Origin of the sequence: Burkholderia sp. BCC1972 (assembly GCF_905339605.1) — a bacterium.
Classification (GTDB): Bacteria; Pseudomonadota; Gammaproteobacteria; order Burkholderiales; family Burkholderiaceae; genus Burkholderia.
Genome location: NZ_CAJPGH010000008.1, coordinates 224628 through 249869 on the forward strand (window position 1 = coordinate 224628; position 25242 = coordinate 249869).

23 protein-coding genes are annotated in these 25242 nt (G+C 68.9%); 15 read left to right on the plus strand and 8 right to left on the minus strand.

Annotation, left to right across the window (positions count from 1 at the left end; translation table 11 throughout):
- Positions 1 to 103: 103 nt before the first annotated feature.
- On the minus strand, positions 104 to 670 hold the full coding sequence (locus tag U5798_RS14810; protein ID WP_124447851.1) for a cysteine dioxygenase: 567 nt from the start codon (positions 668 to 670) through the stop codon (positions 104 to 106).
- 17 nt (positions 671 to 687) lie between these two features.
- Here U5798_RS14810 and U5798_RS14815 point away from each other — a divergent pair, with 17 nt between their 5' ends.
- Positions 688 to 1662 carry a LysR family transcriptional regulator gene (locus U5798_RS14815; RefSeq protein ID WP_322082469.1) on the plus strand — a complete coding sequence of 325 codons (975 nt, stop codon included), beginning with the start codon at positions 688 to 690 and terminating at the stop codon, positions 1660 to 1662.
- A gap of 61 nt (positions 1663 to 1723) precedes the next feature.
- Here the strand turns inward: U5798_RS14815 and U5798_RS14820 are convergent, their stop codons facing one another.
- Positions 1724 to 3058: an acyl-CoA dehydrogenase family protein gene (locus tag U5798_RS14820; protein WP_322082470.1), complete on the minus strand. Its 1335-nt coding sequence runs from the start codon at positions 3056 to 3058 to the stop codon at positions 1724 to 1726.
- A gap of 214 nt (positions 3059 to 3272) precedes the next feature.
- Between U5798_RS14820 and U5798_RS14825 the strand changes: the two genes are divergently transcribed.
- From U5798_RS14825 to U5798_RS14860, 8 genes are all read left to right on the plus strand, one after another.
- Positions 3273 to 4358: an LLM class flavin-dependent oxidoreductase gene (locus U5798_RS14825; protein WP_124447857.1), complete on the plus strand. Its 1086-nt coding sequence runs from the start codon at positions 3273 to 3275 to the stop codon at positions 4356 to 4358.
- Between the two features lie 24 nt (positions 4359 to 4382).
- Entirely contained in the window at positions 4383 to 5222 is an 840-nt protein-coding gene (locus tag U5798_RS14830; protein WP_124447859.1) for a class II aldolase/adducin family protein, read from the plus strand.
- Positions 5223 to 5252: 30 nt separating this feature from the next.
- Positions 5253 to 6287 carry an ABC transporter substrate-binding protein gene (locus tag U5798_RS14835; RefSeq protein WP_322082471.1) on the plus strand — a complete coding sequence of 345 codons (1035 nt, stop codon included), beginning with the start codon at positions 5253 to 5255 and terminating at the stop codon, positions 6285 to 6287.
- A gap of 4 nt (positions 6288 to 6291) precedes the next feature.
- Complete coding sequence (locus U5798_RS14840; protein WP_322082472.1) at positions 6292 to 7386, plus strand: ABC transporter permease; 1095 nt, start codon at positions 6292 to 6294, stop codon at positions 7384 to 7386.
- Positions 7380 to 8201 (plus strand): ABC transporter ATP-binding protein, encoded by an 822-nt coding sequence (locus U5798_RS14845; RefSeq protein ID WP_322082473.1) that lies wholly within the window; start codon positions 7380 to 7382, stop codon positions 8199 to 8201. The genes U5798_RS14840 and U5798_RS14845 overlap by 7 nt, the downstream gene beginning before the upstream one ends.
- A 50-nt stretch (positions 8202 to 8251) precedes the next feature.
- Positions 8252 to 9442 (plus strand): c-type cytochrome, encoded by a 1191-nt coding sequence (locus U5798_RS14850; RefSeq protein WP_124447867.1) that lies wholly within the window; start codon positions 8252 to 8254, stop codon positions 9440 to 9442.
- A 38-nt stretch (positions 9443 to 9480) separates the two neighbouring features.
- Positions 9481 to 10434, plus strand: coding sequence for an ABC transporter substrate-binding protein (locus U5798_RS14855; RefSeq protein ID WP_322082474.1), 954 nt, complete (start codon positions 9481 to 9483; stop codon positions 10432 to 10434).
- A gap of 89 nt (positions 10435 to 10523) precedes the next feature.
- On the plus strand, positions 10524 to 11390 hold the full coding sequence (locus U5798_RS14860; RefSeq protein WP_322082475.1) for an MOSC domain-containing protein: 867 nt from the start codon (positions 10524 to 10526) through the stop codon (positions 11388 to 11390).
- A gap of 148 nt (positions 11391 to 11538) precedes the next feature.
- On the opposite strand, the gene U5798_RS14865 is transcribed toward U5798_RS14860, so the two are convergent.
- The 4 genes from U5798_RS14865 to U5798_RS14880 form a co-directional block, all read right to left on the minus strand.
- Positions 11539 to 12048 (minus strand): hypothetical protein, encoded by a 510-nt coding sequence (locus tag U5798_RS14865; protein ID WP_124447873.1) that lies wholly within the window; start codon positions 12046 to 12048, stop codon positions 11539 to 11541.
- 177 nt (positions 12049 to 12225) lie between these two features.
- The gene (locus U5798_RS14870) at positions 12226 to 13644 is read right to left on the minus strand and encodes a sensor histidine kinase (RefSeq protein WP_322082476.1); all 1419 of its coding nucleotides are present in this window, start codon (positions 13642 to 13644) and stop codon (positions 12226 to 12228) included.
- A complete protein-coding gene (locus U5798_RS14875; protein ID WP_124447877.1) occupies positions 13641 to 14321 on the minus strand; it encodes a response regulator in 681 nt (226 codons plus the stop codon). The genes U5798_RS14870 and U5798_RS14875 overlap by 4 nt, the downstream gene beginning before the upstream one ends.
- Before the next feature lie 125 nt (positions 14322 to 14446).
- Entirely contained in the window at positions 14447 to 15682 is a 1236-nt protein-coding gene (locus tag U5798_RS14880; protein WP_322082477.1) for a multidrug effflux MFS transporter, read from the minus strand.
- Between the two features lie 102 nt (positions 15683 to 15784).
- Here U5798_RS14880 and U5798_RS14885 point away from each other — a divergent pair, with 102 nt between their 5' ends.
- The 5 genes from U5798_RS14885 to U5798_RS14905 all read left to right on the plus strand — a co-directional run bounded on the left by U5798_RS14885 (position 15785) and on the right by U5798_RS14905 (position 22779).
- Positions 15785 to 17257 (plus strand): PLP-dependent aminotransferase family protein, encoded by a 1473-nt coding sequence (locus tag U5798_RS14885; protein WP_322082478.1) that lies wholly within the window; start codon positions 15785 to 15787, stop codon positions 17255 to 17257.
- 219 nt (positions 17258 to 17476) lie between these two features.
- Positions 17477 to 18577, plus strand: coding sequence for an ABC transporter substrate-binding protein (locus U5798_RS14890; RefSeq protein ID WP_124447883.1), 1101 nt, complete (start codon positions 17477 to 17479; stop codon positions 18575 to 18577).
- Positions 18578 to 18697: 120 nt separating this feature from the next.
- Positions 18698 to 20470, plus strand: a complete 1773-nt coding sequence (locus tag U5798_RS14895) for an ABC transporter permease (protein WP_124447885.1) — start codon at positions 18698 to 18700, stop codon at positions 20468 to 20470.
- Entirely contained in the window at positions 20463 to 21530 is a 1068-nt protein-coding gene (locus U5798_RS14900) for an ABC transporter ATP-binding protein (protein WP_322082479.1), read from the plus strand. The genes U5798_RS14895 and U5798_RS14900 overlap by 8 nt, the downstream gene beginning before the upstream one ends.
- A gap of 157 nt (positions 21531 to 21687) precedes the next feature.
- A complete protein-coding gene (locus U5798_RS14905; RefSeq protein ID WP_124447888.1) occupies positions 21688 to 22779 on the plus strand; it encodes a porin in 1092 nt (363 codons plus the stop codon).
- Positions 22780 to 22920: 141 nt separating this feature from the next.
- On the opposite strand, the gene U5798_RS14910 is transcribed toward U5798_RS14905, so the two are convergent.
- Both U5798_RS14910 and U5798_RS14915 read right to left on the minus strand, forming a co-directional pair.
- Entirely contained in the window at positions 22921 to 23886 is a 966-nt protein-coding gene (locus tag U5798_RS14910; protein ID WP_322082480.1) for a zinc-binding alcohol dehydrogenase family protein, read from the minus strand.
- A 46-nt stretch (positions 23887 to 23932) separates the two neighbouring features.
- The gene (locus tag U5798_RS14915; protein ID WP_124447892.1) at positions 23933 to 24184 is read right to left on the minus strand and encodes a hypothetical protein; all 252 of its coding nucleotides are present in this window, start codon (positions 24182 to 24184) and stop codon (positions 23933 to 23935) included.
- 95 nt (positions 24185 to 24279) lie between these two features.
- Here U5798_RS14915 and U5798_RS14920 point away from each other — a divergent pair, with 95 nt between their 5' ends.
- On the plus strand, positions 24280 to 25116 hold the full coding sequence (locus U5798_RS14920) for a helix-turn-helix transcriptional regulator (protein ID WP_322082481.1): 837 nt from the start codon (positions 24280 to 24282) through the stop codon (positions 25114 to 25116).
- The last annotated feature ends 126 nt before the right edge of the window (positions 25117 to 25242 follow it).

Below are 25242 nucleotides of genomic sequence, written 5' to 3' on the forward strand. Positions count from 1 at the left end.
TGTCTCTGCGTTGAATACGTTGAAGTCGGTGAAGAAAGCGGAACGGGTCGATCTCGGGCCTGCCGCCGCGCACCCGCAACGGGCCGCGCCGGCAGGCCCCGCATCAGGCGTTCGAATAGCCTGACACGAAAGGCTTCACGGTGCCGTCGTCCAGGAACACCGCGCGCTCGACCTTGCCGATGTTCGCGCCGTACACGTGGATGCTGATCGACACCTGGTCGTCGAACGCGTTGGTCACGCGATGGACGTCGCCGATGCGCGGCGACACGGCCTCGACCTCGCCCGGCGCCAGCCGCACGGCGTCGCCCGCGGCAACCGGCTTGCCCGCGGCGTCGAACCGGTAAGGCTGCGAGAACTCGCCGCCGCGCAGCATCCCGATCAGCCCCCACACCGTGTGGTTGTGGATCGGCGTGGTCTGGCCGGGCCCCCACACGAAGCTGACGACCGAGAAGCGCTCGTCCGGGTCGAGATGCAGCAGGTATTGCCGATAGCGCTCGGGATCGGGCTGCGCGAACGCGTCGGGCAACCAGTCGTCGTGTTCGACGAGCGCGGCAAGCAGCGCGCCGCCCTCGTCGAGAATGCGCGCCTCGTTCGCGCCGGACGCGAGCAGCGCGCCCAGGCCGTCGACGAACGGACGCAGCGGCGTCTGTTGCAACGAAAGCGTACTCATCGGCCGTCTCCTCGAATATGATGCCGAATATGATGGATCGTCATGATGCACCCGAAAGACCATGCAGAACAAACATGAAAATTAGCGATATCGACGCTTTTGCAGCAGTCGTACGCTGCCAGACCCTGAGCCAGGCCGCGGCCGAGCTCGGGATGACGCAGCCCGCGATCACGCGGCGCGTCCAGAATCTCGAGGAAGCGCTCGGCGTGATCCTGCTCGACCGCAACACGAAGCCGCCGCGCCCGACCGACATCGGCCGGCAGGTCTTCGAGCAGTGTCGCGCGATCCTGCGCGAGGTCGATGCGTTGCGCGAGCTGACGGCCGGCGGGCAGCCGCCCGCCGGCGAATTCCGGATCGGGCTCACGCAGGGGCTCGGCGAACTGATGCTGCCCGCGCTGATCGCCGGGCTCGCCGCGCAGTGGCCCGCGCTCGCGACTCAGGTCACGACCGCATGGGGCGGCAGGCTCGTCGAGCGTGTCGCGCGCCGCGAACTCGATGCGGCACTGGTGTTCCTCGCACGCGAAATGGTGCTGCCGGCACAGGTCGAGGGCGAGCGGCTGCTGGCCACGCGGCTCGTCGCCGTCGGCCGCAAGGGCGACTGGCCGCGCCGCAGCTACCGGCTCGCCGACTGCCACGCGCGCGGCTGGGTGCTCAATCCGGACGGCTGCGGCTTTCGCGCGGGCCTGCGGCGCGCGCTCGACGCGCAGGGCCTGCCGATGCCCGTCACGCTCGACACCTACGGCCGCGACCTGCAACTGCAGAGCGTCGCGAACGGCTTCGGCATCGGGCTGATGCCGTTGCCACTCGTCGAAGGCAGCCCGCTGCGCGAGGCGCTCGAGATCGTGCCGCTCGCCGATTTCAAGCCGCAGATCGATCTGTGGCTGCTGCGCCGGCACGATGCGGCCCGCTTCGACGCGCCGCTCGCGGCCGTCGCCGCGCATGCGCGCACGGCGTTCGCGGCGGCCGAGCAGCCGCACGGCAAGGCCGCTTGACCGGACGGGGCGGCCGCTGCAGCGCGCCGCCCGGTTTTCCTGCACACTCATCCTGCCAGGCTCACGCATCGGGTCGACCGCGTTCGACCTCGTTGCGTGGCGCTTCTCCCGCCTCGGCCTTCGTTTCGTTCGCGCCTGCCGCGTCGAGCACCGCCCGCCCCGCCGCCACCGCGATCGCGTCGTCCTGCGGCGTATGCACGCGGCTGCACAGCACGTCGCGGTAGTGGCGTTCGAGCGGATTGGCCCGGCTGAGCCCGTGATTGCCCGACAGCTTCAGCGCCTGCTCGACCGTGCGGATCGCCTGCTCGGTCACCGTGCGCTTGACGAGGCCGCTCGTCGTCACCGGCGGCGCGTTGCCCGCGTCGGTGCGCGCGATGTGATCGTCGAGCAGCACGCGGTTCGCGTGCAGCCAGCCCTCGATTTCGCCGACGGCTTCCTGCACGCGCGGCAGCGTCGCGAGCGGCGCGCCGAGCCCGCTCGGCGCACGCGTCGTCGCGAATCCGACCAGCCAGTCGCGCGACGACCGCGCGACCGCGTCGTACAGGCTGCCGAGCAGCGCGACCATCCACGCCTGCTGGTCGGCCTGCGCGTCGGCATCCGCATGGGTCGCGGCCGATACGGCCCACGCGTCCGGCGCGCGCACGTCGACCGCATGGTCGGCCGGCAACCACAGATCGTCGAACACGACTTCGTGGCTGCCCGATGCGCGCAAACCGAGGTGGTTCCAGCTTTCGATCACGCGGATGCGGTCGCCGTCGGCGTCGCGCTCGCGCGGCACGAGGAACACGCCGACGCGCGGCTCCGGTTCATCGGTGCGCGCCCATACGGCCAGCCAGCGCAGCGCCGGAATGCCGGTGCTGTACAGCTTGTGGCCGGACAGTCGCCAACCGTCGCCGTCGCGCCGCGCAACGGTCGCCGGCAGGCCGCCGCGCGACGGCGAGCCGAGCGCCGGCTCGACGCGCAGCGCATTGATCAGCGCGCCGTGCGCGACCGCGCTGTCGAACACCGCGCGCCGCACCTCGGCCGGCCAGCGGTTGTCGGCGCGGCCGAGCGCGCGATGCTGCAGGTACGTCATCGTCAGCACCAGCGCGGTCGCCGGATCGGCCCGCGCGACGGCGGCCACGATCCGGCTCGCCTGCGCAAGCGTCGCACCGGCGCCGCCATGTTCGCGCGGCACGACCTGCGCGATCAGCCCCGCGCGCTGCAGCCGTGCGAAGTTCTCGTGCGGAAAGCGGCCGTCGACATCGTTGCGGGCCGCGTCGGCGGCGAGTTCGGGCGCGAGACGGTCGAGCAGCGCGGCGACGCGCGCGTCGTTCGCATCGTCGGCGTGGCCGGCAGGCAGGAGGCGCAGCGCAGGCTGCGGTGACGGCGAGGAAGCGGCAAGGCTGGCGGACATCGAGACGGATTCCCTGGGGAGTGCAAACACGGCGCCAACGCGCGCCCGATCATTCACGAGCCCACAGCGTATGCGTAACGCATTCGGGCCCAAACCATGCAAATCTGATATTCAATTCGGGATTGATTATTTCCATTCCGCATGATCGCGGCGTTAACCTGCGCTCCATTCCTGCCCGGCCGTGCGCCGGGACATCCCTGCACCGGAGACCCAGATGAGCGTCGAATTCATCGGCATGATCCAGAGCCAGAAACAGTCGGAAATCCATCCGGCATCGGGCCCCGTCGTCGATCCCGACTACGTGCGCGACTTCGCTCGCGCCCACGAGACGGCCGGCTTCGACCGGATCCTCGTGCCGCACCACTCGACCGGCCCGTCGGCCACGCTGACGATCGCGTTCGCGGCGGCCGCGACCGAGCGCATCCACTTCATGCTCGCGCATCGCCCGGGTTTCACGGCGCCGACGCTCGCCGCGCGGCAGATCGCGACGCTCGACCAGTTCAGCCGCGGCCGGCTCGCCGTGCACTTCATCTCCGGCGGCTCGGACAGCGAACAGCAGCGCGACGGCGATTTCCTCGACCACGACGCGCGTTATGCGCGCACCGACGAATACCTCGGCATCCTGCGGCGGATCTGGACGGAAGCGCAGCCGTTCGATCACGACGGCGCGCACTACCGGTTCAAGCAGGGTTTCTCGGAAGTGAAGCCGGTCCAGCAGCCGCATGTGCCGATCTACTTCGGCGGCGCGTCGGACGCCGCGCTCGCGGTGGCCGGCAAACACGCCGACGTGTACGCGCTGTGGGGCGAATCGCTCGACCAGGTGCGCGACCTGACGACGCGCGTGCGCGCCGAAGCCGCGAAGCACGGGCGGCAGGTGCGTTTCTCCGTGTCGTTCCGCCCGATTCTCGCCGCAACCGAAGACGAAGCGTGGGCGCGCGCGCACCGCATCCTCGACGAGACGCGCCGGCTGCGCGAAGCGGCCGGCCTCGGCGCCGGCGGCCCGCAGCAAAGCGAAGGCGCGCGCCGCCTGCTGGCCGCGGCCGAGCGCGGTTCGCGCGTCGACAAGCGGCTGTGGACCGAAATCGCGAAGCTCACCGGCGCACGTTCGAACTCGACGGCGCTCGTCGGTACGCCCGAACAGGTCGCCGACGCGCTGCTCGACTACTACGACCTCGGCGTGACGACCTTCCTGATCCGCGGCTTCGACCCGCTGGAAGACGCGATCGACTACGGCCGCGAACTGATTCCGCGCGTGCGCAGCGCCGTCGCCGCACGCGACGCAGCACGCCGCGCCGCCTGACGCCCAACGGAGCCACACGCCATCATGTCCGCCGTCCTTTCCTCGCCCGTGCGCACTGCATCGGGCCTCGAACTCGCCGAAGCCCCGCGCCAGCACTTCTGGTTCGACGCGACGGCACCGCGCATCGACGTCGCCGCCGAACGCCGACACCGGCAGGAGCGGCTCGCGGCCGCGTTCCGCCTGTTCGCGCGCTTCGGTTTCGCGCAGGGGCTCGCCGGCCACATCACCGCGCGCGATCCGGAGCTGCCCGACCATTTCTGGGTGAATCCGCTCGGCGTGCATTTCTCGCAGATCAAGGTGTCCGACCTGCTGCTCGTCAACGCGCGCGGCGAAACCGCGATCGGCACGCGGCCGCTGAACAAGGCCGCGTTCGCGATCCACGCGGCGATCCACGAAGCCCATCCGCACGTCGTCGCCGCCGCGCACACGCATTCGACCTACGGCAAGGCATGGTCGACGCTCGGCCGCCCGCTCGATCCGCTCACGCAGGACGCCTGCGTGTTCTACGAAGATCACGCGCTGTTCGACGACTTCACGGGGATGGTCGTCGACACGAGCGAAGGTGCACGGATCGCCGACGCGCTCGCGAAACCCGACGGCAGCACGCACAAGGGCGTGATCCTGAAGAACCACGGCATCCTGACGGCCGGCCCGACGGTCGAGGCCGCCGCGTGGTGGTACATCGCGCTCGACAACGCCGCGCACACGCAGTTGCTGGCCGAAGCCGCCGGCACGCCGCAGCCGATCGATCACGACACCGCGCGCCACACGCACGGCCAGATCGGCGGCCCCGACGGTGCGCTGCATGCGTTCGACAGCCTGTTTGCGCGGGTCGTCGCCGACGAACCCGACCTGCTCGACTGAGCGCCTTTCCGCACGACCGGAGACCAGACAATGACCCACACCACCGCTCCCGCGCCCGCCGACGCGCACGACGACAAACGCCGCCGCCTGCTGCGCGCGGCCGGCGCCGCCGCGCTCGCCGCGCCGGCGATCACGCTCGGCCGGAAGGCGTGGTCCGCGCCGCCGCTGAAGAAGCTCACGTTCGCGTGGAACCAGAATGCGTTCTGCCTGACGCCGATCGTCGTCGCGCAGGAAAACGGCTTCTTCGAGAAAAACGGCCTGAAGGTCGATCTGATCAACTACAGCGGGTCGACCGACCAGTTGCTCGAATCGATCGCAACCGGCAAGGCCGATGCGGCGGTCGGGATGATCCACCGCTGGCTGAAGCCGCTCGAAGCCGGCTTCGACGTGAAGATCATCGGCAGCTCGCACGGCGGCTGCGTGCGGCTGCTCGGCGCGAAGGCGGCCGGCGTCACGACGCTGCAGGCGCTGAAGGGCAAGACGGTCGGCGTCAGCGATCTCGCCGCGCCCGGCAAGCACTTCTTCTCGATCCTGCTCGCGAAGAACGGGATCGATCCCGAGCGCGACATCACGTGGCGGCAGTATCCGGCCGACCTGCTCGGCGTCGCGGTCGACAAGGGCGAAATCCATGCCATCGCCGACGGCGACCCGAATCTCTATCTGCTCGAAAAGCGCAGCAACGGCGCGTATACGGAACTCGCGACGAACCTGTCCGGCGAATACGCACGCAAGGTGTGCTGCGTGATCGGCGCGCGCGGCGACCTCGTCCGCAACGACCGGCCGGCGGCCGCCGCGCTCGCGCGCTCGATCGTGCAGGCCACCGAATACACGCACGACAACCCGAACGAAGCGGCGAAGGTGTTCGCGAAGTACTCGCCGAAAATCAATCCGGAAGACCTGCGCAAGCTGTACGCGACGCTCACCTACACGCATCACCCGACCAACGTCGACCTGCAGCAGGAAATCGCGTTCTATGCGGACGATTTCCGCCGCATCAGCGTGCTGAAGAAGAGCACGGACCCGCAGCGCTTCGCGCAGCAGGTCTATGCGAACGTACTGGGGTAACGCGATGTCGACGATCGAACACGCTTCCGCTGCACGCACCGCGTCGGCCCCGGCCGGCGCCGCGAACGCCAACGCTTCCGCGCGCGCGGCCTGCACGGCCTGCGAAGCCACGCTCGCCGCCGAAGCGCGCCGCGCGCGCACCTGGCCGACCGGGATCGCCGCCGCGCTCGCGTGGGCCGCGCTCGGCGCGCTCACGCAGCTGTGGCCGAACCGCATCGTCGGCTTCAGCGACTGGGCGTACACCGACACGTTCGGCACGGCCGCGTGGACGATCGCCGCGCTGCTGCTCGCCGCCGCGACGCTCGGCCATCTCGTCGCCGCGTCGCGCACGCGGCTCGCGCGCGTGCGCCCGGCCGGCCCGTGGCTCGTCGCGCTGCCGCTCGTGCTCGCCGCGTGGGAGATCGTCACCGCGAAAACCGGCTGGCTGCCGACGCCGTTCTTCGCGCCGCCGCAGGCGCTGATCGAGGTCTACGTCGACGACTGGCCGCGCCTGCTGGGCAGCGCCGGCAACACGCTGAAGCTGCTCGCGCTCGGGTTTGCATACGGCGTCGCGGTGGGCTTTGCGGTCGGCGTGTCGATCGGCTGGTCGCGCCGGATCGGCTACTGGGTGCATCCGGTGCTGCGCGTGCTCGGCCCCGTGCCGGCCACCGCGCTGCTGCCGCTCACGTTCTACTTCTTCCCGTCGAGCTATTCGGCCGCCGCGTTCCTGGTCGCGCTCGCCACCGGGTTCCCGGTCGCGGTGCTCACATGGTCGGGCGTCGCGAGCGTGAACAAGCAGTACTACGACGTCGCGCGCACGCTCGGCGCGAACGCGCGCTTCCTCGTGCTGCGCGTCGCGATTCCCGCCGCGCTGCCGCACGTGTTCGTCGGCATCTTCATGGGGCTGAGCGCGTCGTTCACCGTGCTGGTCGTCGCCGAGATGATGGGCGTCAAGTCGGGGCTCGGCTGGTACCTGAGCTGGGCGCAGGGCTGGGCGTCGTACGTGAACATGTATGCGGCGCTGATCGTGATGGCGCTGCTGTTTTCCGGGCTGATCGCGCTGCTGTTCGCGGTGCGCGACCGCGTGCTCGCGTGGCAGAAGGGAACCGTCAAATGGTAAGCGCCGCCGTACTCGAACCGTCCGCGGCCACTGTCGCGGCACCCGCCGTCACCGCGCCGCGCGGCGCACGCATCGACATCCGCCGCGTGAGCCATGCGTTCGACGGCCCCGGCGGCGCGCTGCCGGTGCTCGACGACGTCACGCTGTCGGTCGCGGCCGGCGAATTCGTCGCGCTGCTCGGCCCGAGCGGCTGCGGGAAGTCGACGCTGCTGCGCCTCGTCGCGGGGCTCGATGGGGCGCGGCAAGGCACGATCGCGCAGGACGGCGTGCCGATCGAACGGCCCGATCCGTCGCGCATCGTCGTGTTCCAGGACCCGACGCTGTACCCGTGGCGGCGCGTACGCGCGAACGTCGCGCTCGGCCTCGAAGCGCGCGGCGTGGCGGGCACCGCACAGCATCGCGTCGACGATGCGCTCGCGCGCGTCGGGCTGCAGGAATTCGCGAACGTGTTCCCGCATCAGTTGTCCGGCGGGATGGCGCAGCGTGTCGCGCTCGCTCGCGCGCTCGTCAACGATCCGCGCCTGCTGATTCTCGACGAACCGCTCGGCAAGCTCGATTCGCTGACGCGGCTCACGATGCAGACCGAGCTGACCGCACTGTGGCAACGCGACGGGTTCTCGTCGCTGCTCGTCACGCACGATGTCGAGGAAGCGCTGTTCCTCGCGCAACGCGTGATCGTGTTCGGGCCGCGTCCGGCACGGATCGTCGCCGAATTGCACGTCGACCTGCCCTACCCGCGCCATCGCGGCGACCCGCGCCTCGCCGAATTGCGCCACGACGCGCTGCGGCATCTCGGGCTCGATGCGAGCTGGTAGATGCGAGGTGCCGTTCGACGACCGGTTGATACACGGCGGAGACGCGCGCGATGAACGCACCGCCGTTCGCCGACTGGGCGATCGCCTTCCTGCAACTGCTGTATCGCGCGCAAATCGCGCTGGCACGTGTGCTGCACGCGGTCGGCCTGACGGGCGACGCCGACGGTCAGGCCGCGTGGCCGTGGGCGCACCGCATCGCACTCGAAACGCTGCGCATCGATGCCGGACTGACGCGGCAACTCGCGCTCGCCGGTGCCATGACGGCGCTGGCCGTCGTGCTCGCCTGCGTCGCGCTCGCTTCGCGCAAGCGGCGTTTGCCGTCCGCAATCGTCGCGATCGCCGCGCTGGCCGTCGCGTGGTTCGCGCCGTGGCCGCCGTCGTCGCTGTGGCTCGCGCCGGCCGTGCCGACGAGCTTCCAGCGCGATCCCGCGCCGTTTGCCGTCTCGAGCGTGATGCACGGCGCGCACCTGTATGTCCAGCACTGCGCGGCCTGCCACGGTGCGGACGGACGTGGCGAAGGGCCGCTCGCGGCCACGCTCACGCGCTGGCCGCCGACCTTTGCCGGTGCGCTGCTCGCGCGTCGCCTCGACGGCGAGCTGTTCTGGCGCGTGCGGCACGGCACACGCGACGAACACGGTGCGTCGACGATGCCCGGTTTCGCCGCGACGCTCGGCCCGCAGGACACGTGGGCCGTGCTCGACTACCTGAAGGCGCTGGCCGCGGGCAGCGGCGCGCAGGCGGAAGGCGCGTGGCCGGTGCCCGTCCCGCTGCCGGCGCTCGACGTGCGCTGCGGCGACGCCGCGCCGCAATCGCTCGACCGCTGGCGCGACGGCCAGCGCGTGCGCATCGTCGCGCTCGCGCCGGGCGCAACGCCGCCGCCGGAAGACGCGCGCTGGCAAACCTTGCTCGTCACTGAACGCGGTGCGTCCGTGGCGCCCTCGGCCGCCACGCGCGCGAACTGCGTCGCGACGACGCCCGATGCGTGGCGCGCGTTCGCGACGATTGCCGGCGTCGCGCCCGATGTGCTCGGCGGCACGCAACTGCTCGCCGATCGCCGTGGCTGGCTGCGGGCGCGCGCGTTGCCGGGCAGCGCCGGCTGGTCGGATGCCGACCTGCTGTGCCGCTCGGATGCGGCTGCACGACCGGCCGCGCCGGCCGCCAGCGGCGACGCACTGACCGCGCTGCTGCTGCGCGTCGACGCGGAACCCGTGCGCGACGTGCAAGCCGGGCTCCCGCATTGATTCCCTGAAACCTGCCTTCGACCGACCTTCACTTCACGATGAATCCGACCCGACGCCATTTCCTCGCCCAAGCCGGCGCCCTCGCCACGATCGCCGCGGCGCCTGCCGCGCTGCGCGCGCAAGCGGGCGCGCGGCCGCTGCTGCGTGCCGGCGACCAGAAAGGCGGGCTGCGCGCGCTGCTCGAAGCCGCCGGCGAACTGAACGGCCTCGCGTACGACATCGCGTGGACCGAGTTCCCGGCCGCCGCGCCGCTCGCCGAAGCGCTGAACGCGGCGGCCGTCGACTGCGGCCCGATCGGCGACGCGCCGGTGATCTTCGCGCTCGCATCGGGCGCCCGCATCAAGGTGATCGGCGCGAACCGTTCCGATCCGTACGGTACGGCCGTGCTCGTGCGGCCCGACGCGGCGCTGAAAGGCGCGGCCGACCTGAAGGGCAAGCGCATCGGCACCACGCGCGGCTCGATCGGCCATTTCGTCACGCTGAAGGCGCTCGACGCGGCCGGCCTGCCGCCCGATGCGGTGTCGTTCCGCTTCCTGCCGCCGGCCGACACGATGCTGGCGCTCGCCACCGGGTCGATCGATGCGTGGGCGACCTGGGAGCCCTATACCGCGCTCGCCGAAACGAGCGGCCGCGCACGCGTACTGGTCGATGGCCGCGGGCTGTGGTCGGGCCTCAGCTATCTCGCGGCGACCGACGCGGCGATCGCATCGAAGCGCGACGTGCTGCACGATTTCCTGCGGCGCGTCGTGCGCGCGCAGACGTGGTCGTACCGCCATGCCGATGCGTATTCGGCGGCGCTCGCACGCATCATCGGCATTCCGCCGGCCGCCGCGAAGCTGCAGTTCGAGCGCCGCAACACGCGCTGGCTGGCGCTCGACGCAGCGGTGATCGCCGAACAGCAGCGCACGGCCGACTTCTACCTGAAGGCCGGGCTGCTGCGCCAGCCGCTCGACGTGCGCACGACGTTCGATACCGGCTTTCCGCTCGCCTGACCGCGCACGCGGCGGCCGACAGCCGCCCGAACGGCTTCGGCATGATCTGGCACAATCGCGATTCGACCATCCCGCGTTCAGCCAGCGTCATGCCAGCCATCACCGAACTCTTCGTCTATCCGATCAAATCCTGCGCCGGCATTGCGCTGACGCGCGCGCAATTGCTCGAAACGGGCCTTGCATACGACCGTCACTGGCTGATCACCGATCGCGACGGACAGATGATCACGCAGCGCACGCACCCGCGCCTCGCGCTGATCCGCACGGCGCTCGACAGCGATGCGCTCGTGCTGAACGCGCCGGGCATGCCGGCGCTCCGCACGCCGCTCGACGGCGACGCAACGCCCGCCACGCCGAAGATGGCCGCGACCGTCTGGCGCGACACCGTCGACGCGATCGACACGGGCGCCGACACGGCCGCCTGGCTCACTGAATTCCTCGGCACGCCGACGAAGCTCGCGCGCTTCGGCGCCGACGCGCGCCGCGGCTGCGACCGCAAGTGGACCGGCGACATCGTTACGCATACGCAATTCTCGGACGCCTATCCGCTGCTCGTGATCGGCCAGGCGTCGCTCGACGACCTGAATGCGCGGCTCGCCGCGAAAGGCGCGCCGGCGATCCCGATGAACCGCTTCCGGCCGAACATCGTCGTGTCGGATCTCGATGCGTACGAGGAGGATTTCGTCGAGCACCTCGACACCGGCGGCGACACGCCGGTGCGGCTGCAGCTCGTGAAGCTGTGCACGCGCTGCCCGATGCCGACGATCGACCAGGCCACCGGTGCGCCCGATCCGGCATGGCCGCACGAGCCGACCGACACGCTGCAGACCTATCGCGGGAACCCGAACTACGACGGCGCGCTGACGTTCGGCATCAACGCGATCGTCGTACGCGGCGCGGGCAGTTTCCTGGAAATCGGGCAGGCGCTCGACGCGGAAATCGGCTTCGGCGACTGATCGACCTGCCGTGCGGACCGCCGGATGGCCGGTCCAGCCATCGCTTGAAAATGTGACGCACCGGGTAAGTTGCCGCGATGCGTCACCGGGATAAAATGATTTAACCCTGAATTTCGCTGACGCTTTATTTATAAAATATATCGACCATTTATTTCTGAATCGACAATTCGGTAAGTACTGCATCGCTCACCGTGATCGTTTCATCGGGAATTTTCGGATCGAGATAGATCGTATAGTTCGCCGTTCCGGTTTTCGAATTCCGCGGCGTAACCGAGGTCAAATCCAGCAACGGGAATGGCGCCGGCGGAATGCCATGCCAGTTGGCGACGGAAACCAATCCGATGTAACCGTGCAGGTGCATCCAGAAGGTGCGCACCAAATTGCTGTGCCCCCCGCCTTCCTTTGCCGGAAAATTCCAGTAATTCCCTCGAATCGCGATTTTTGTCGGTGCGGGCCGCTGGCTCCAGACAACCGCACCCGGACCGTGCACCGAGCCGGTACCCTCCGGCAGTGACGCCTGCACACCTTCCGTGTTGAAAGCAGCGGCGAAGGAGATGAGCGGTGCCTTTCCGCTCCCGGACGTGACCTGCCCTCCGCTTACCTTGAATTTCACGACAACGATTTCCGGCAGAACGTCTTCGTCGAGTACTGTGGCCATGATGTGGTCCTTTTCAATAGTTTGAAATTTTGATTCACCCCTAAATCATCAAGACAAGGCCGCGCAACAGGCGGCCAATTTATCGTAGGTATAAAGATTCCGTTTTTGAAGCTGTCAAAAATAGCAGCGTATTACGACGACATTAAGTTAATCACTGAATTGTCGATTTAATTGTTTTTATTTCTGCAGCCCTGCATCGATCGCCACCGGCAACCACACCGCCACGGCCAACCCACCGCCGGGCGCATCGCCCAGCGTCACCCTGCCCTGGTGCACGCGTGCGATCTCCCGCACGATCGACAACCCGAGCCCCGTCCCCTCGACCGTCTGCGTCTTGCTGCCGCGATGGAAACGTTCGAACACCGCGTCGCGTTCGTCCGCCGGGATGCCCGGCCCGTTATCGATCACGTCGAGCCGCGCCTCTGCGCCGTCGCGCGACACGCGCACCGTGATCACCGCATGGTCGCCCGCATAGCGGACCGCGTTGTCGATGAGGTTGCCGATCATCTCGCCGAGCAGATCGGACTGCCCGAGCACGTCGACGTCGGCCTCGTGCTCGAAGCCGAGATCGATGTCGCGCGCGCGAGCGACAGGCGACCAGTCGAGCGTCACGCTGCGCGCGAGCCGGTGCAGTTCGACCGGCTTGTGCGCGACCGCATGGCCGCTGTCCGAATCGAGCCGCGACAGCGACAGCAGCTGCTGGACGATCTTCGCGGCTTGCCGCACCGCGCCGTTCGCGCGCCGCAGGTGCCCGTTCGCGCGCGGCTGCTCGTCCGGTCGCAGCGCGAGCTCGACGCCGGCCTGCACGGCCGCGAGCGGCGTCTTCAGCTGATGGGCCGCATCGGCGAAGAAGCGGCGCCGCGCCACCTGCATCCGCTGCGTGCGGCCGATGTACTGGTTGATCGAATCGACGAGCGGCGCGAGCTCGCTCGGCATCGCGCCGGTATCGAGCGGCGTCGTGTCGTCCTCGCTGCGGGCGGCGACGGTGGCCGACAGCCGGTTCAGCGGCCGCAGCCCGCGCCCGACGCCGAGCCACACGATCCCGAGCGCGAGCACGACGAGCAGCCCCTCCTGCAGCAGCGACCCGATCAGGATCTCGCGCGCGAGCGCCTGGCGCGCCTCGATCGTCTCGCCGACCATCACCCACACGATGCGCGACTGCGCGGTCGGCACGTCGTGCACCGGGATCCGCAGCGCGGCCATCCGCAACTGCTCGCCGCGATAGACGACGTCGTAGTAGCGCGTGACGAACAGCGCGCCGTCGCCCGCGTCGCGCCCCTGCGGCAGCGGCAGGTCCGGATAGCCGGTGATCGTGTGGCCGTTGTCCTCGCGGATCAGGTAGTAGATCTTGCCGCCGTCGCTCGACTCGAGCATTTCGAGCGCGAGATACGGCAGATCGACCTCGATCTCGCCGTCGTTGAGCCGCACGCCTTCGCGGATCGACTTCAGCGACGACGACAGCGTGCGGTCGAACGCGACGTGCGCGGCGCTCATCGCGCGCTGGTACGTGAGCCACGAGTCGAGCGCGAGCAGCCCGAGCAGCGGCAGCAGCAGCCACAGCGCAACCTGCGTGCGCAGGTTCGGGCGGCGGGTCATTCAGCGCTCTCCGCCTTCGCTTCGAGCAAGTAGCCCAAGCCGCGCAGCGTGACGATCGCGACGCCCGTGTTTTCCAGCTTCTTGCGCAACCGGTACACGTAGATCTCGATCGCATCGGCGTTGACCGACTCGTCGATCCCGAAGATCTTCTCCGAGAGCGTGTCCTTGTTGATCGCGCGACCGTTGCGCAGGATCAGCACCTCGAGCACCGAGCGCTCGCGCGGCGTGAGCGACAGCGGCTCGCCCGCGAGATGAAAGCTGCGGTCGATACTGTCGTACGAAAGCGGCCCGCATTCGACGCGCGAATGCTCGTGGCCGAGGCTGCGCCGGATCAGCGCGCGGGCGCGCGCTTCCAGTTCGGTCAGCTCGAACGGCTTCGCCAGATAGTCGTCGGCGCCGAGATCGAGCCCCTTCACGCGGTCCTCGACCGACCCGTGCGCGGTCAGGATCAACACCGGCACCGGGTTGCGGCGCGCGCGCAGCCGCCGCAGCACCTCCAGCCCGTCGAGCTTGGGGAGCCCGAGATCGAGGATCACCAGCGCGTAATCCTGCGTGCGCAGCACGTGGTCCGCCGCCTCGCCGTCCGCCATGTGATCGACCGCGAAGCGCGCGGCGCTCAGCGCGTCGTTCAGCGACTGGGCCAGGTTCGGGTTGTCTTCGACGAGCAGCACGCGCATGGGGATTCCGGTAAGGTCAGCGACAGGCCGCTACATTACATGATCCTTTCCATGCCGACGCCTCGCGGAAACACGGGTTGCGCGGGGGCCGCCAGGCCGCCGCGCCCCGCCGCGACGGCCACTGCTCAGCGCTCGGCAGCGGCTCGGTCGCCCGTCGCGAAGCGTGCATCTCCCGTCGCGCGCCGCTCGCGAAAGCCGACGACCACCGCGACGAACGCGACGCTCGCGCCGGCCGTGACGACGATCATCGGGCGCGCGGTGCCGTCCGACAGCGCCGCCAGCACGCCGCCGCACGCGGCCGTGATCGCCATCTGGATAAAGAAGAACAGCCCCGACGCCGTGCCGGCGATCGTCGTGTAAGGCTGCATCACCGCGAACTGGCAGGCCGGAATCGCGATCCCGACGGCGATCATCACGACGAACATCGGCACGACGAGGGCCGCCACGGCCGTCGGCGCGATCGCGCCGCCGACCCACAGCGCGGCGGCGCCGGCCAGATTGACGACTGCCGCCGCCGCGATGACCGCATCGGCTTGCCAGCGCTTGCCGGTGCGCGCGAACGCGCTCGAACCGATCAGGTAGCCGAGCACGGTCACGCCGAAGATCGCCGCGTAGACCGGGCCGGACACGCCGATTTGCCGCTGGAACAGCGTCGACGATTCCGCGATGAACGGGTAGTACGTGCAGTAGATGAAGCCGATCGCCAGCGAGTAGCGCAGGAAACGTCGGTCGCGCAGCAGGCCGGCGTAGGTCTGCAGGAGCCGCGGGCCCGGAGCCGGTCGCGCAGCGCGTTCGCGCGTCTCGGGCAGGTAGCGCAGCACCATCGCGGTCGCGACCAGCCCGCCCGCCGCCAGCCATCCGAAGACGCCGCGCCAGCCGAACCACTCGGCAATCGCGCTGCCTGCCAGCGGCGCGACCACCGGCGACAGCGCCATGCCGGCCGAGATATGACCGAGCATCGCGGCCTGCGTCGCGGCCGGATAGCGCTCGCGCACGATGACGCGGCCGATCACCGTGCCGGTGCAGCCGCCCAGTGCCTGAAAGATGCGCGCGACGACGAGTGCCGGAATACCGGTCGACAGCGCGCACGCCACGCTCGCGACGACGTACACGCACAGGCCGCCGAGCAGCACGGGACGGCGGCCCCAACGGTCGGACAGCGGCCCCGACACCAGCATCGACAGCGCATAGCCGACCATGTAGAGGGTCAGCGTGAGCTGCAGCTGCGCGTCGGTGCCGTGCAGCGCATCGGCCATCGCGGGCAGCGACGGCAGGTAGGCATCGATCGTGACGCGCGGCAGGCACACGACAAGCATCAACAGGAACAACCAGCCCCGCTGGGGCAATGAACGTGTCTTCATGCGGCAAGTCCGTTTCCGGTCCGGAGAGAGAGGTCGACAGCAATCTAAGGGGAAAGTGATATAAGCTGAAGGACCATTAAATCGACTATTGACTGGACCACTATGCCGCGAGGCAAAGCCGCGATTCCACTCGACCTGCCACGCCCTTCCGGGTTGTCGGCCGGCGGCCCGCAGTCGAAACAGGAATGCATCGCCGATACGATTCGCGGCGCGATCCTGAAGCGCCTGCTGCCCGCCGACAGCCCGCTGCCGTCGAGCCGGACGCTGGCCGCGCGCTGGGACATCGCGCGCGGCACCGTCGAAGCCGCATACGACATCCTGTGCGCCGAGGGCTACGTCGCGCGCACCCAAGGGTCCGGCACGCGCGTCTGCGCGGTGGTGCCGGACAGCTATCTGCGCGCGGCCGCGCAGCCTCGTCCCCGCGACACACAGCCCGCACCGGCGAGCGCCCCGGACGCAGCCGAACCCGAACACGGCGTGCGCCCCGGCGTCCCGTTCGTCGCACGGCTCGCCGATCCCGGCCTGATGCCGATGCAGCAATGGAAGAAGGCGCTCGGCGCGAGCCTGCTGGCCGCGACGGCGAACGACCTCGGCGCGACGCCCGCGCAAGGCATCGACCGCCTGCGCGACGAAATCGCCGCGTACCTGCGGGAATATCGCGGCATCCCGTGCGACGCCGGCGACATCTTCATCACGACCGGCATCCGCCATTCGATCGACCTCGTCGCACGCACGCTGCTCGCGCCCGGCTCGACGGTGCTGATGGAGGACCCGGGCTACGTGTCGGCCTGGCAGATCTTCACGATCGCGGGCGCGACCGTGATCGACGTGCCGGTCGACCGCGAAGGCATCGACACGGCGTCGCTGGACCGGCATCCCGATGCCTGCGCGGCCTATGTGACGCCCGCGCATCAGGCGCCGCTCGGCGTGACGATGTCGGTGTCGCGCCGGCTCGAACTGCTCGACCGCGCGCAGCGCAACCGCACGTGGATCATCGAGGACGACTACGACGGCGAATTCAGCTACCAGACGGCCCCGCTGCCCGCGCTGAAATCGCTCGACGCGTGCGACCGCGTGATCTATTGCGGCTCGTTCAACAAGACGCTGTTCTCGGGGTTGCGCATCGGCTTCATGGTCGTGCCGAAAACCTTGCGGCCGGCGCTGTCGGCCGTGTGGCACGCGACCGCGCGCGCGGTCGGCGTGGCGCCGCAGCTGGCGCTGGCGCGCTTCATCGCCGACGGCGATTTTGCGAAGCACCTGCGCGCCGCGCGGCACGCGTACCGCCAGCGCCGCGACATCGTGCTCGACCAGTTGGCGAAGCACGCGGGCGGCAGGTACACGGTATCCGGCGAGCACGCGGGCTTTCATTTCGTGCTGTGGCTGCCGCCCGGGATGGACGACGCCGCGTATGTCGCCCAGGCGCGCGCGGCCGGCATCGCGTTGCAGCCGATCCGCGAATTCTGTCGAAGCGCCCGACGCGACGCGGGCGTCGTCGTCGGATATGCCGCGCTGACCGCCGCGCATGCCCGGCATGGCGGTCGGATCCTCGGCAAGCTGCTGGCGGCCTCCGAATAGCCCGTCGTCGTGACGGGCTTGCGCGCCCGCCCGAGCGTCGCCTTCTTCCCCTTTCGCACCGTGCCGCACGCCGTGAAACCCGCGGTAGCGGCCGCGTCGACCTCGGGAAATCCATGACACAAACGACGCGACTGTGAACCGAAATGAAAGCAGGCTGAAAGTGCCCCGCAATTAACATCCGCGTCACTCGAACAACACAATGCGTAACTGGAGGAAGACATGCCGTTTGCACCGAAGCACCTCGCCGCCGCGCTGGCGATCGTCCTGGGCACCGCCGCCGGCAGCGCCGCCGCACAGGTTCCGGCCGGGTATCCGGGTAACTACCAGGGGGTGATCGACGCCGCGAAGAAGGAAGGCAAGCTGATCGTCTACTCGACGACCGACACGGGCCTCGTGCGCCCGCTGATCAAGGACTTCGAAAGCCTGTACGGCGTGAAGGTCGAGTACAACGACATGAACAGCACCGAGCTGTACAACCGCTACATCAGCGAGAACGCGGCGAGCAGCACCAGCGCCGACGTGCTGTGGAGCTCGGCGATGGACCTGCAGGTCAAGCTCGTCAACGACGGCCTGATGGCGTCCTACGATTCGCCCGAAAGCCCGAACGTGCCGCAATGGGCGCAGTACCAGAAGCAGGCGTACGGCACGACCTTCGAGCCGCTCGCGATCGTCTACAACAAGCGCCTGATCCCCGAGAACGAAGTGCCGAAGACGCGCGCCGAGCTGATCAAGCTGCTCGCGTCGCAACCGGACAAGTTCAAGGGCAAGCTCACGACCTACGACGTCGAGAAATCCGGCGTCGGCTTCAACGCGCTGACGCAGGACGCGCACCTGAACGAGAAGGTCACGTGGGAACTCGTGAAGGCGATCGGCGCGACCGGCCCGAAGCTGCAGTCGAGCACGGGCGCGATGATGGAGCGCATCTCGTCGGGCGAGAACCTGATCGGCTACAACATCTTCGGATCGTACGCGTACGCGAAGGCAAAGAAGGACAAGTCGATCGGCTACGTGTTTCCGAAGGACTACACGCAGGTCGTGAGCCGCCTCGTCACCATCTCGAAGAAGACGAAGAACCCGAACGCCGCGAAGTTGTGGGTCGACTACCTGCTGTCGAAACGCGGCCAGACGCTGATCGCAAACCAGGCGAACCTGTACGCGATCCGCACGGACGTGACCGGCGAAACGTCGGCCGCGGGCCTCATGAAGGAACTCGGCGATTCGCTGAAGCCGATCCAGATCGGCACCGGCCTGCTCGTCTACCTGGACCAGTCGAAGCGGCTCGCGTTCCTGAAGCAATGGCAGCAGGCGATCAAGGGCTGATCGCCTGATCCGCTGATCGGCTTCGGCCGGCCAACGGCCGCCCGCCACGTTGCGCGGGCGGCCCCTTCCCCATACCGACTTCCTAGAGGCGGCCATCCGGATGGCCGCAGGGGCGAACTCATGCTTTCAACCAGCACCCGCGGCACGGCACCGGCCGTTCCGCCCGCCACCGGCCCGCGCGGCGCGATTCCCGCGCTGCCGGTCAGCAGCCTCCAGCCGCTCGCCGGCATGCTGCGCTGGATCGTCGTCGCGGTACTGACCGTCGCGGTCGCGCTGCCGCTCGGCTTCATCCTGTTCCAGAGCCTGTTGTCCGCGCCGTTCTTCGATGCGAACAAGACGCTCGGCATCGAGGGCTTCCGTTTCGTCTTCAGCGATCCCGATTTCTGGTCGGCCGTGAAGAACTCGTTCGTCATCGCCGGCGGGATGCTGTTCATCTCGATCCCGCTCGGCGGCATCCTCGCGTTCCTGATGGTGCGCACCGACCTGCCCGGCCGCCGCTGGCTCGAACCGCTGCTGCTCACGCCGGTGTTCGTGTCGCCGATGGTGCTCGCGTTCGGCTACGTGGTCGCGGCCGGCCCGGTCGGCTTCTACTCGGTGTGGTTCAAGGAACTGTTCGGCGTGCAGAACGTGCCCTGGAACGTGTACTCGGTCTTCGCGATCACGGTGATCGTCGGCCTCACGCACGTGCCGCACGTGTACCTGTACTCGTCGGCCGCGCTGCGCAACCTCGGCTCGGACGTCGAGGAAGCCGCGCGCGTGACGGGCGCCCGCCCGTTCCGCGTCGCGCTCGACGTGAGCCTGCCGATGACGATGCCCGCGCTGCTGTTCGCCGGCGTGCTGGTGTTCTTCCTCGGCTTCGAGGTGTTCGGGCTGCCGCTCGTGCTCGGCGATCCCGAAGGCCACCTCGTGCTCGCGACCTACCTGTACAAGTTGACCAACAAGCTCGGCGTGCCGTCGTATCACCTGATGGCCGCAGTCGCCGTGTGCATCGTCGCGATCACGTTCCCGCTCGTGCTGCTGCAGCGCCGCCTGCTGAAGACCGCGAACCGCTTCGTCACCGTGAAGGGCAAGGCCGGCCGCGCGACGGTGCTGCCGCTCGGCGTGTGGCGCTGGGTGGCGCTCGCGATCGTCGCGCTGTGGCTGATGCTGACCGTGATCGTGCCGATCTCGGGCATCGTGCTGCGCGCGTTCGTAACCAACTGGGGCGAAGGCGTCGCGCTCGCCGAGGTGCTGACGCTGTCGAACTTCGTCGAGCTGTTCGAGCAGGACAACCTGGTGCGCGCGATCGTCAACACGCTCGGCATCGGCGTGATCGGCGGCGCGCTCGCGATCGGCTTCTACTCGCTCGTCGCGTTCGCCGGCCACCGCCGCCCCGACTGGGCGACCAAGCTGCTCGACTACCTCGTGCTGCTGCCGCGCGCGGTGCCGGGCCTGCTCGCCGGTCTCGCGTTCCTGTGGATCTTCCTGTTCGTGCCGGGCCTGCGCGAGCTGAAGAACTCGATGTGGAGCATCTGGATCGCGTACACGGTCGTGTGGCTCGCCTACGGGATGCGGCTCATCCAGAGCGCGCTGCTGCAGGTCGGCCCCGAGCTCGAGGAAGCCGGCCGCAGTGTCGGCGCGACGCGCAGCCGCGTGTCGCTCGACGTGACGCTGCCGCTCGTGCGCTTCGGCCTGCTCGCCGCGTGGCTGCTGATCTTCATGATCTTCGAGCGCGAATACTCGACGGCCGTCTACCTGCTGTCGCCCGGCACCGAAGTGATCGGCGCGCTGCTCGTGTCGCTGTGGGCGACCGGCGCCGTCGACCAGGTTGCCGCGCTTTCTGTCATCAACATCGCGATGGTCGGCGCCGGTCTCGGCGTGGCCCTGCGCTTCGGAGTGAAACTTCATGGATAAGCTCATCGTCGACGACCTGCATCTCAGCTACGGCGCCAATCCGATCCTCAAGGGCGTGTCGTTCGAACTGAAGGCCGGCGAAGTCGTGTGCCTGCTCGGCGCGTCGGGCAGCGGCAAGACCACGCTGCTGCGCGCGGTGGCCGGCCTCGAACAGCCGTCCGACGGCCGCATCCAGCTCGACGACCGCGTGTTCTTCGACGGCGCTCAGCGCGTCGACCTGCCCGTCGAGCAGCGCTCGCTCGGCCTCGTGTTCCAGTCGTACGCGCTGTGGCCGCACCGCACCGTCGCCGACAACGTCGGCTACGGGCTGAAGCTGCGCCGCGTCGCGCCGGCCGAACAGAAGCGCCGCGTGCAGACCGCGCTCGACCAGCTCGGCCTCGGCCATCTCGCGGAACGCTTTCCGCATCAGCTGTCGGGCGGCCAGCAGCAGCGCGTCGCCATTGCACGCGCGCTCGTCTACAACCCGCCGGTGATCCTGCTCGACGAGCCGCTGTCGAACCTCGACGCAAAGCTGCGCGAGGAAGCGCGGGCATGGCTGCGCGAACTGATCGTGTCGCTCGGGCTGTCGGCCCTGTGCGTGACGCACGACCAGACCGAAGCGATGGCGATGTCCGACCGCATCCTGCTGCTGCGCAACGGCCGCATCGAACAGGAAGGCACGCCGGCCGAGCTGTACGGCGCGCCGCGTTCGCTGTACACCGCCGAATTCATGGGCAGCAACAACCGGATCGACGCGCGCGTCGCCGCGATCGACGGCGAATGCGTGACGCTCGCCGGCGACGGCTGGGAGTTGCGCGCACTCGCGCGCGACACGCTCGCGCCGGGCCAGGACGCGCAGGCCGTGATCCGCCTCGAACGCGTACAGGTCACCGACGGCCCGGGCGCGAACCGGCTGCAGGCCGACCTCGTCACGTCGATGTATCTCGGCGACCGCTGGGAATACCTGTTCCATTGCGGCGACATGCGCCTGCGCGCGTTCGGCCATGTGCCGCGCGCGGCCGGCAAGCACTGGATCGAATTCCCGACCAACGACTGCTGGGCGTTCGCGAAGGCGGGCTGACCCGGTCGCGGCGGCCGGTGCGCCGCTGCGGATGAATTCAGGCACACCTCCCTTTGCGACTCGCATCGGCGGACGCCTCATAGCGTCCGCCGACAGCGCGGCGAGTAACCGTTTTCTGTTTCAACCAGCCCACAAAAACCAAGGAGACACCGTCAAAATGAAGTCACGCGCAGAACGTTCCATTCGAACAGTAGTCCTCACCGGTTCGGCCGCGGCAGCCTGTATCGCCTTGCCGGCCGCGCACGCGCAGTCGTCGGTCACGATGTACGGGATCATGGATGCCGGCATCGAGTACACGAACCACGCGGCGCCGGAAGGCGGCAGCTCGGTCAAGCTCAAGTCGGGCAACAAGAACACGTCGCGCTGGGGCTTGCGCGGCGTCGAGGATCTCGGCGGCGGGCTGAAGGCCGTATTCCGCCTCGAAAGCGGGATCGACCTCGCGAACGGCGCGCTCGACGACGGCCCGGACTCGATCTTCGCGCGCCGCGCGACGGTCGGCCTGAAGAGCAAATGGGGCGAACTGACGCTCGGCCGCAACTACACCGTCACCTACGACTACATGCTGCCGTTCGACCCGATGGGTTACGCGCAGAACTACTCGTGGGCCTCGTCGTCGATGGCGACGGGCGGCCGCAAGGACGGCATGTTCACGCGCTCGTCGAACGCGGTGCGCTACGACGGCGAATTCAGCGGCTTCAAGTTCGGCGCGCTGTACGGCTTCGGCAACGTACCGGGCAGCATGAAGACCAGCTCGAAATACGACTTCGCGGTCGGCTACGAGAAAGGCCCGTTCGCGGCGGTCGTCACGTTCGACCGGCAGAACGGCGCGGCCGACAGCGTCACGCCGGTCGATACGGTCAACTATATCCAGGGCATCCATGCCGGCCTGAGCTACGACTTCGGCAACCTGAAGACGATGGCCGGCTACCGCAACTACAAGCGCACGTTCCGCACCACGGCGGCGAACCAGTTGAGCGACATGGTCTGGCTCGGCGGGTCGTATCAGTTCACGCCGGCGTTCTCGCTGATCGCGGCCGTTTATCACCAGAACATCAAGGGCGGCAGCGACGCCGATCCGACGCTGGTGTCGATGCGCGCGAACTATGCGCTGTCGAAGCGCACGGTGCTGTATGCGGCCGGCGCGTTCGCGATCGCGAAACACGACCAGAAGGTCGGCGTGTCGCGCGATTTCGCGGGATACGGCACGACGCAGGTCGGTGTCACGGCGGGGATTCAGCAGCGGTTCTGACGCGTGGGCCGGCGGGCGGCGGTAGTCGGTCGACCGCCCTTCTGCCAGGCCACGCGCGGCGGCATCGCGGCAAACCGCCGACCGCCGCCGCGCAGCGCACCCCTCGCGCCGTGCCCAGCGCGCTGCGTTTCGATGCGCCGCTCACTCGCCGCGCATCGTGAACACCGGGCGCACGAAGCTGTTCACATCGCCCCAGTGTTCGCCAACCGCCGACAACGGCACCGTGCGCGTGTCGATCGCGAGGCCTGCCGGCCCGGCCGCATCGAACACGCCGCGCACCGACGCCAGCAAGCGCGGCAGCGATACGCTGCCGATGCCGCTGCCCATCAGTTCGATTGCAGTCGCCCGCAGCACGGCCCCCGGCAACGACACGTCCGCGCCGCCGATCGAGCCGATCTGCACGTAACGCAGCCGACGGCCGGCCGGTAACGCCTTCGCGGCGGCAGCCAGCAGCGTCTGCGCGCTGGCGCCCCACAGATAGTCGAGCACGACGTCCACACCATCACGGAAATGCGGTTCGAGCGCACGCGCCAGATGGACGTCGTCCTGCTGCAGCGACACGACCGCATCGGCCCCGGCGCTCGTCAACGCCTGCAGCGCAGCCGCGTTGCGGCCCGTCGCGATCACCTTCGCGGCACCGAGACGCTTCGCGATCCGCACCGCCAGCCGCCCCGACGTACCCGTCGCACCGTTGACGAGCACCGTCTCGCCCGCGACGAGCCGCGCGCGTTCGGTCAGCGCCGCCCACGACGACATCCCCGGAATCGCAAGCGCCGCGGCCGTGACATCGTCGAGCGTGTCCGGCAGCGGCACGCATTGCGTATCGGGCACGATCGTACGTTCGGCCATCGCGCCGAACGGCACGGGGGCGCCGAAGAAGTAGACACGCCGGCCGTCGTCGTGACGCCGCCCCACGCCGTCGACACCGACCACGAACGGATAGCGTCGGTCCGACGAGTAATGCGTGCCGGCCGCGCGCCCCTGCGCGATCCGGCTCAACGCGGACGCCGTCACGTCGATCAGGCTGTGGCCCGGCATCGCGTGCGGCGCATCGAATTCCATGTGAACGGGACGCTCGCCGGCGCCCGTCACGACTGCTGCTTTCATGGTGACTCCTTGATTCGGGGATCTCGATCGACGGTTCGGGCGCGCATCAGCGTGCGTCGAGCCATGCGCGCAGCGCGGGATCGCGCACTTCCAGCACGTCGAACAGGCCGAGCGCACGCAGCGCCGGCAACGCGTCGATCGCATCGGCCTCCGCGCGCACCCGGTCGGCGGGTGCTGCATTCGGGTCTGTCAGCACACGCGCGTTGACCAGGAACGCGCCGACGGTCCCCTTGCGGATCGTCGTTCCGCCGGTTTCGATCTGGTCGGCATGGTCGGGAAGCATCTGGTCGGCTCGCATCGTGTCGTACTCCGGTTGTCATCGATGGACGCAGTGTAGGCATGCGAAATCGGCCGATCTCCGGTATAACGGCCATTCGATACCGAAATCCGGCCATGTCCGATCCGCTCCTGCCCGCCCGATTCGTCACATCCGACGACGGCCCGTTCGTGGTCGCCGCCGTGCTGTCGCAACGCGACCCGCGTGTCACGCCGGCGCATTCGCATGCGCGCGGCCAGCTCGTCGGCGCGCTGAGCGGGCTGGTGACGATCGGCCTCGACGACCAGGACTGGGTCGTGCCGGCGATTCATGCGATCTGGATTCCGCCGCATTGCCGGCATTCGCTGCGCTCGTTCGGGCCGATTTCCGGCTGGTCGGCATTCGTCGCCGAAGCGCGTTGCGCGGCACTGCCCGCTGCGCCGCGTGCGATCCGCACGACGCCGCTGCTGCGCGAAGCCGTGCAGCGCGCGGCAAGCTGGGGCGATTCGGAACTGGATGCCGCGCAGACGCGGATCGCCGACGTGATCCTCGATGAAATCGCGTCGTCGGAGGTCGAGGCGCTGGGGTTGGTCCGGCCGCAGGATCCGCGGCTGATGAAGATCACCGACGCGCTGGCCGCGGATCTCGCGGACAACCGGCGGCTGGAGGAATGGGCCGAATGGGCCGGCATCGGTGCGCGTACGATGAGCCGCCGCTTCGTCGCGGAGACGGGGCTGACGTTCGCGCAGTGGCGTCAGCAGGCGAGGCTGCTGCGCGCGCTGGAGCGAATCGCGGATGACGTGCCGGTGACGACGATCGCACTCGATCTCGGGTACGACAACGTCAGCGCGTTCATCGACATGTTCCGGCGTGCGCTGGGGACGACACCGGGGAGGTATATGGAGGCGGGCCGGCGCAGCGGAGAGATAGGTGGGGTCGTCAGCAGGCGTAAGCGGTCGCGGCTCACTTACTGATATATCGGATATTCGAATTGAATTGCACAAACTGTTATCACGCTGCGCCGCGATTCGAATTCGATCATTCGGGGCTGCCGGGGCCTCAGTGGAGCAGCCCCCCTGAAACACCGGACATAGCCTCTC

Excerpts from the sequence above, each read along its gene's own strand:
- U5798_RS14810 (WP_124447851.1), bottom strand. The coding sequence starts at position 670 with ATGAGTACGCTTTCGTTGCAACAGACGCCGCTGCGTCCGTTCGTCGAC.
- U5798_RS14815 (WP_322082469.1), top strand. The coding sequence starts at position 688 with ATGATGCCGAATATGATGGATCGTCATGATGCACCCGAAAGACCATGC.
- U5798_RS14820 (WP_322082470.1), bottom strand. The coding sequence starts at position 3,058 with ATGTCCGCCAGCCTTGCCGCTTCCTCGCCGTCACCGCAGCCTGCGCTG.
- U5798_RS14825 (WP_124447857.1), top strand. The coding sequence starts at position 3,273 with ATGAGCGTCGAATTCATCGGCATGATCCAGAGCCAGAAACAGTCGGAA.
- U5798_RS14830 (WP_124447859.1), top strand. The coding sequence starts at position 4,383 with ATGTCCGCCGTCCTTTCCTCGCCCGTGCGCACTGCATCGGGCCTCGAA.
- U5798_RS14835 (WP_322082471.1), top strand. The coding sequence starts at position 5,253 with ATGACCCACACCACCGCTCCCGCGCCCGCCGACGCGCACGACGACAAA.
- U5798_RS14840 (WP_322082472.1), top strand. The coding sequence starts at position 6,292 with ATGTCGACGATCGAACACGCTTCCGCTGCACGCACCGCGTCGGCCCCG.
- U5798_RS14845 (WP_322082473.1), top strand. The coding sequence starts at position 7,380 with ATGGTAAGCGCCGCCGTACTCGAACCGTCCGCGGCCACTGTCGCGGCA.
- U5798_RS14850 (WP_124447867.1), top strand. The coding sequence starts at position 8,252 with ATGAACGCACCGCCGTTCGCCGACTGGGCGATCGCCTTCCTGCAACTG.
- U5798_RS14855 (WP_322082474.1), top strand. The coding sequence starts at position 9,481 with ATGAATCCGACCCGACGCCATTTCCTCGCCCAAGCCGGCGCCCTCGCC.
- U5798_RS14860 (WP_322082475.1), top strand. The coding sequence starts at position 10,524 with ATGCCAGCCATCACCGAACTCTTCGTCTATCCGATCAAATCCTGCGCC.
- U5798_RS14865 (WP_124447873.1), bottom strand. The coding sequence starts at position 12,048 with ATGGCCACAGTACTCGACGAAGACGTTCTGCCGGAAATCGTTGTCGTG.
- U5798_RS14870 (WP_322082476.1), bottom strand. The coding sequence starts at position 13,644 with ATGACCCGCCGCCCGAACCTGCGCACGCAGGTTGCGCTGTGGCTGCTG.
- U5798_RS14875 (WP_124447877.1), bottom strand. The coding sequence starts at position 14,321 with ATGCGCGTGCTGCTCGTCGAAGACAACCCGAACCTGGCCCAGTCGCTG.
- U5798_RS14880 (WP_322082477.1), bottom strand. The coding sequence starts at position 15,682 with ATGAAGACACGTTCATTGCCCCAGCGGGGCTGGTTGTTCCTGTTGATG.
- U5798_RS14885 (WP_322082478.1), top strand. The coding sequence starts at position 15,785 with ATGCCGCGAGGCAAAGCCGCGATTCCACTCGACCTGCCACGCCCTTCC.
- U5798_RS14890 (WP_124447883.1), top strand. The coding sequence starts at position 17,477 with ATGCCGTTTGCACCGAAGCACCTCGCCGCCGCGCTGGCGATCGTCCTG.
- U5798_RS14895 (WP_124447885.1), top strand. The coding sequence starts at position 18,698 with ATGCTTTCAACCAGCACCCGCGGCACGGCACCGGCCGTTCCGCCCGCC.
- U5798_RS14900 (WP_322082479.1), top strand. The coding sequence starts at position 20,463 with ATGGATAAGCTCATCGTCGACGACCTGCATCTCAGCTACGGCGCCAAT.
- U5798_RS14905 (WP_124447888.1), top strand. The coding sequence starts at position 21,688 with ATGAAGTCACGCGCAGAACGTTCCATTCGAACAGTAGTCCTCACCGGT.
- U5798_RS14910 (WP_322082480.1), bottom strand. The coding sequence starts at position 23,886 with ATGAAAGCAGCAGTCGTGACGGGCGCCGGCGAGCGTCCCGTTCACATG.
- U5798_RS14915 (WP_124447892.1), bottom strand. The coding sequence starts at position 24,184 with ATGCGAGCCGACCAGATGCTTCCCGACCATGCCGACCAGATCGAAACC.
- U5798_RS14920 (WP_322082481.1), top strand. The coding sequence starts at position 24,280 with ATGTCCGATCCGCTCCTGCCCGCCCGATTCGTCACATCCGACGACGGC.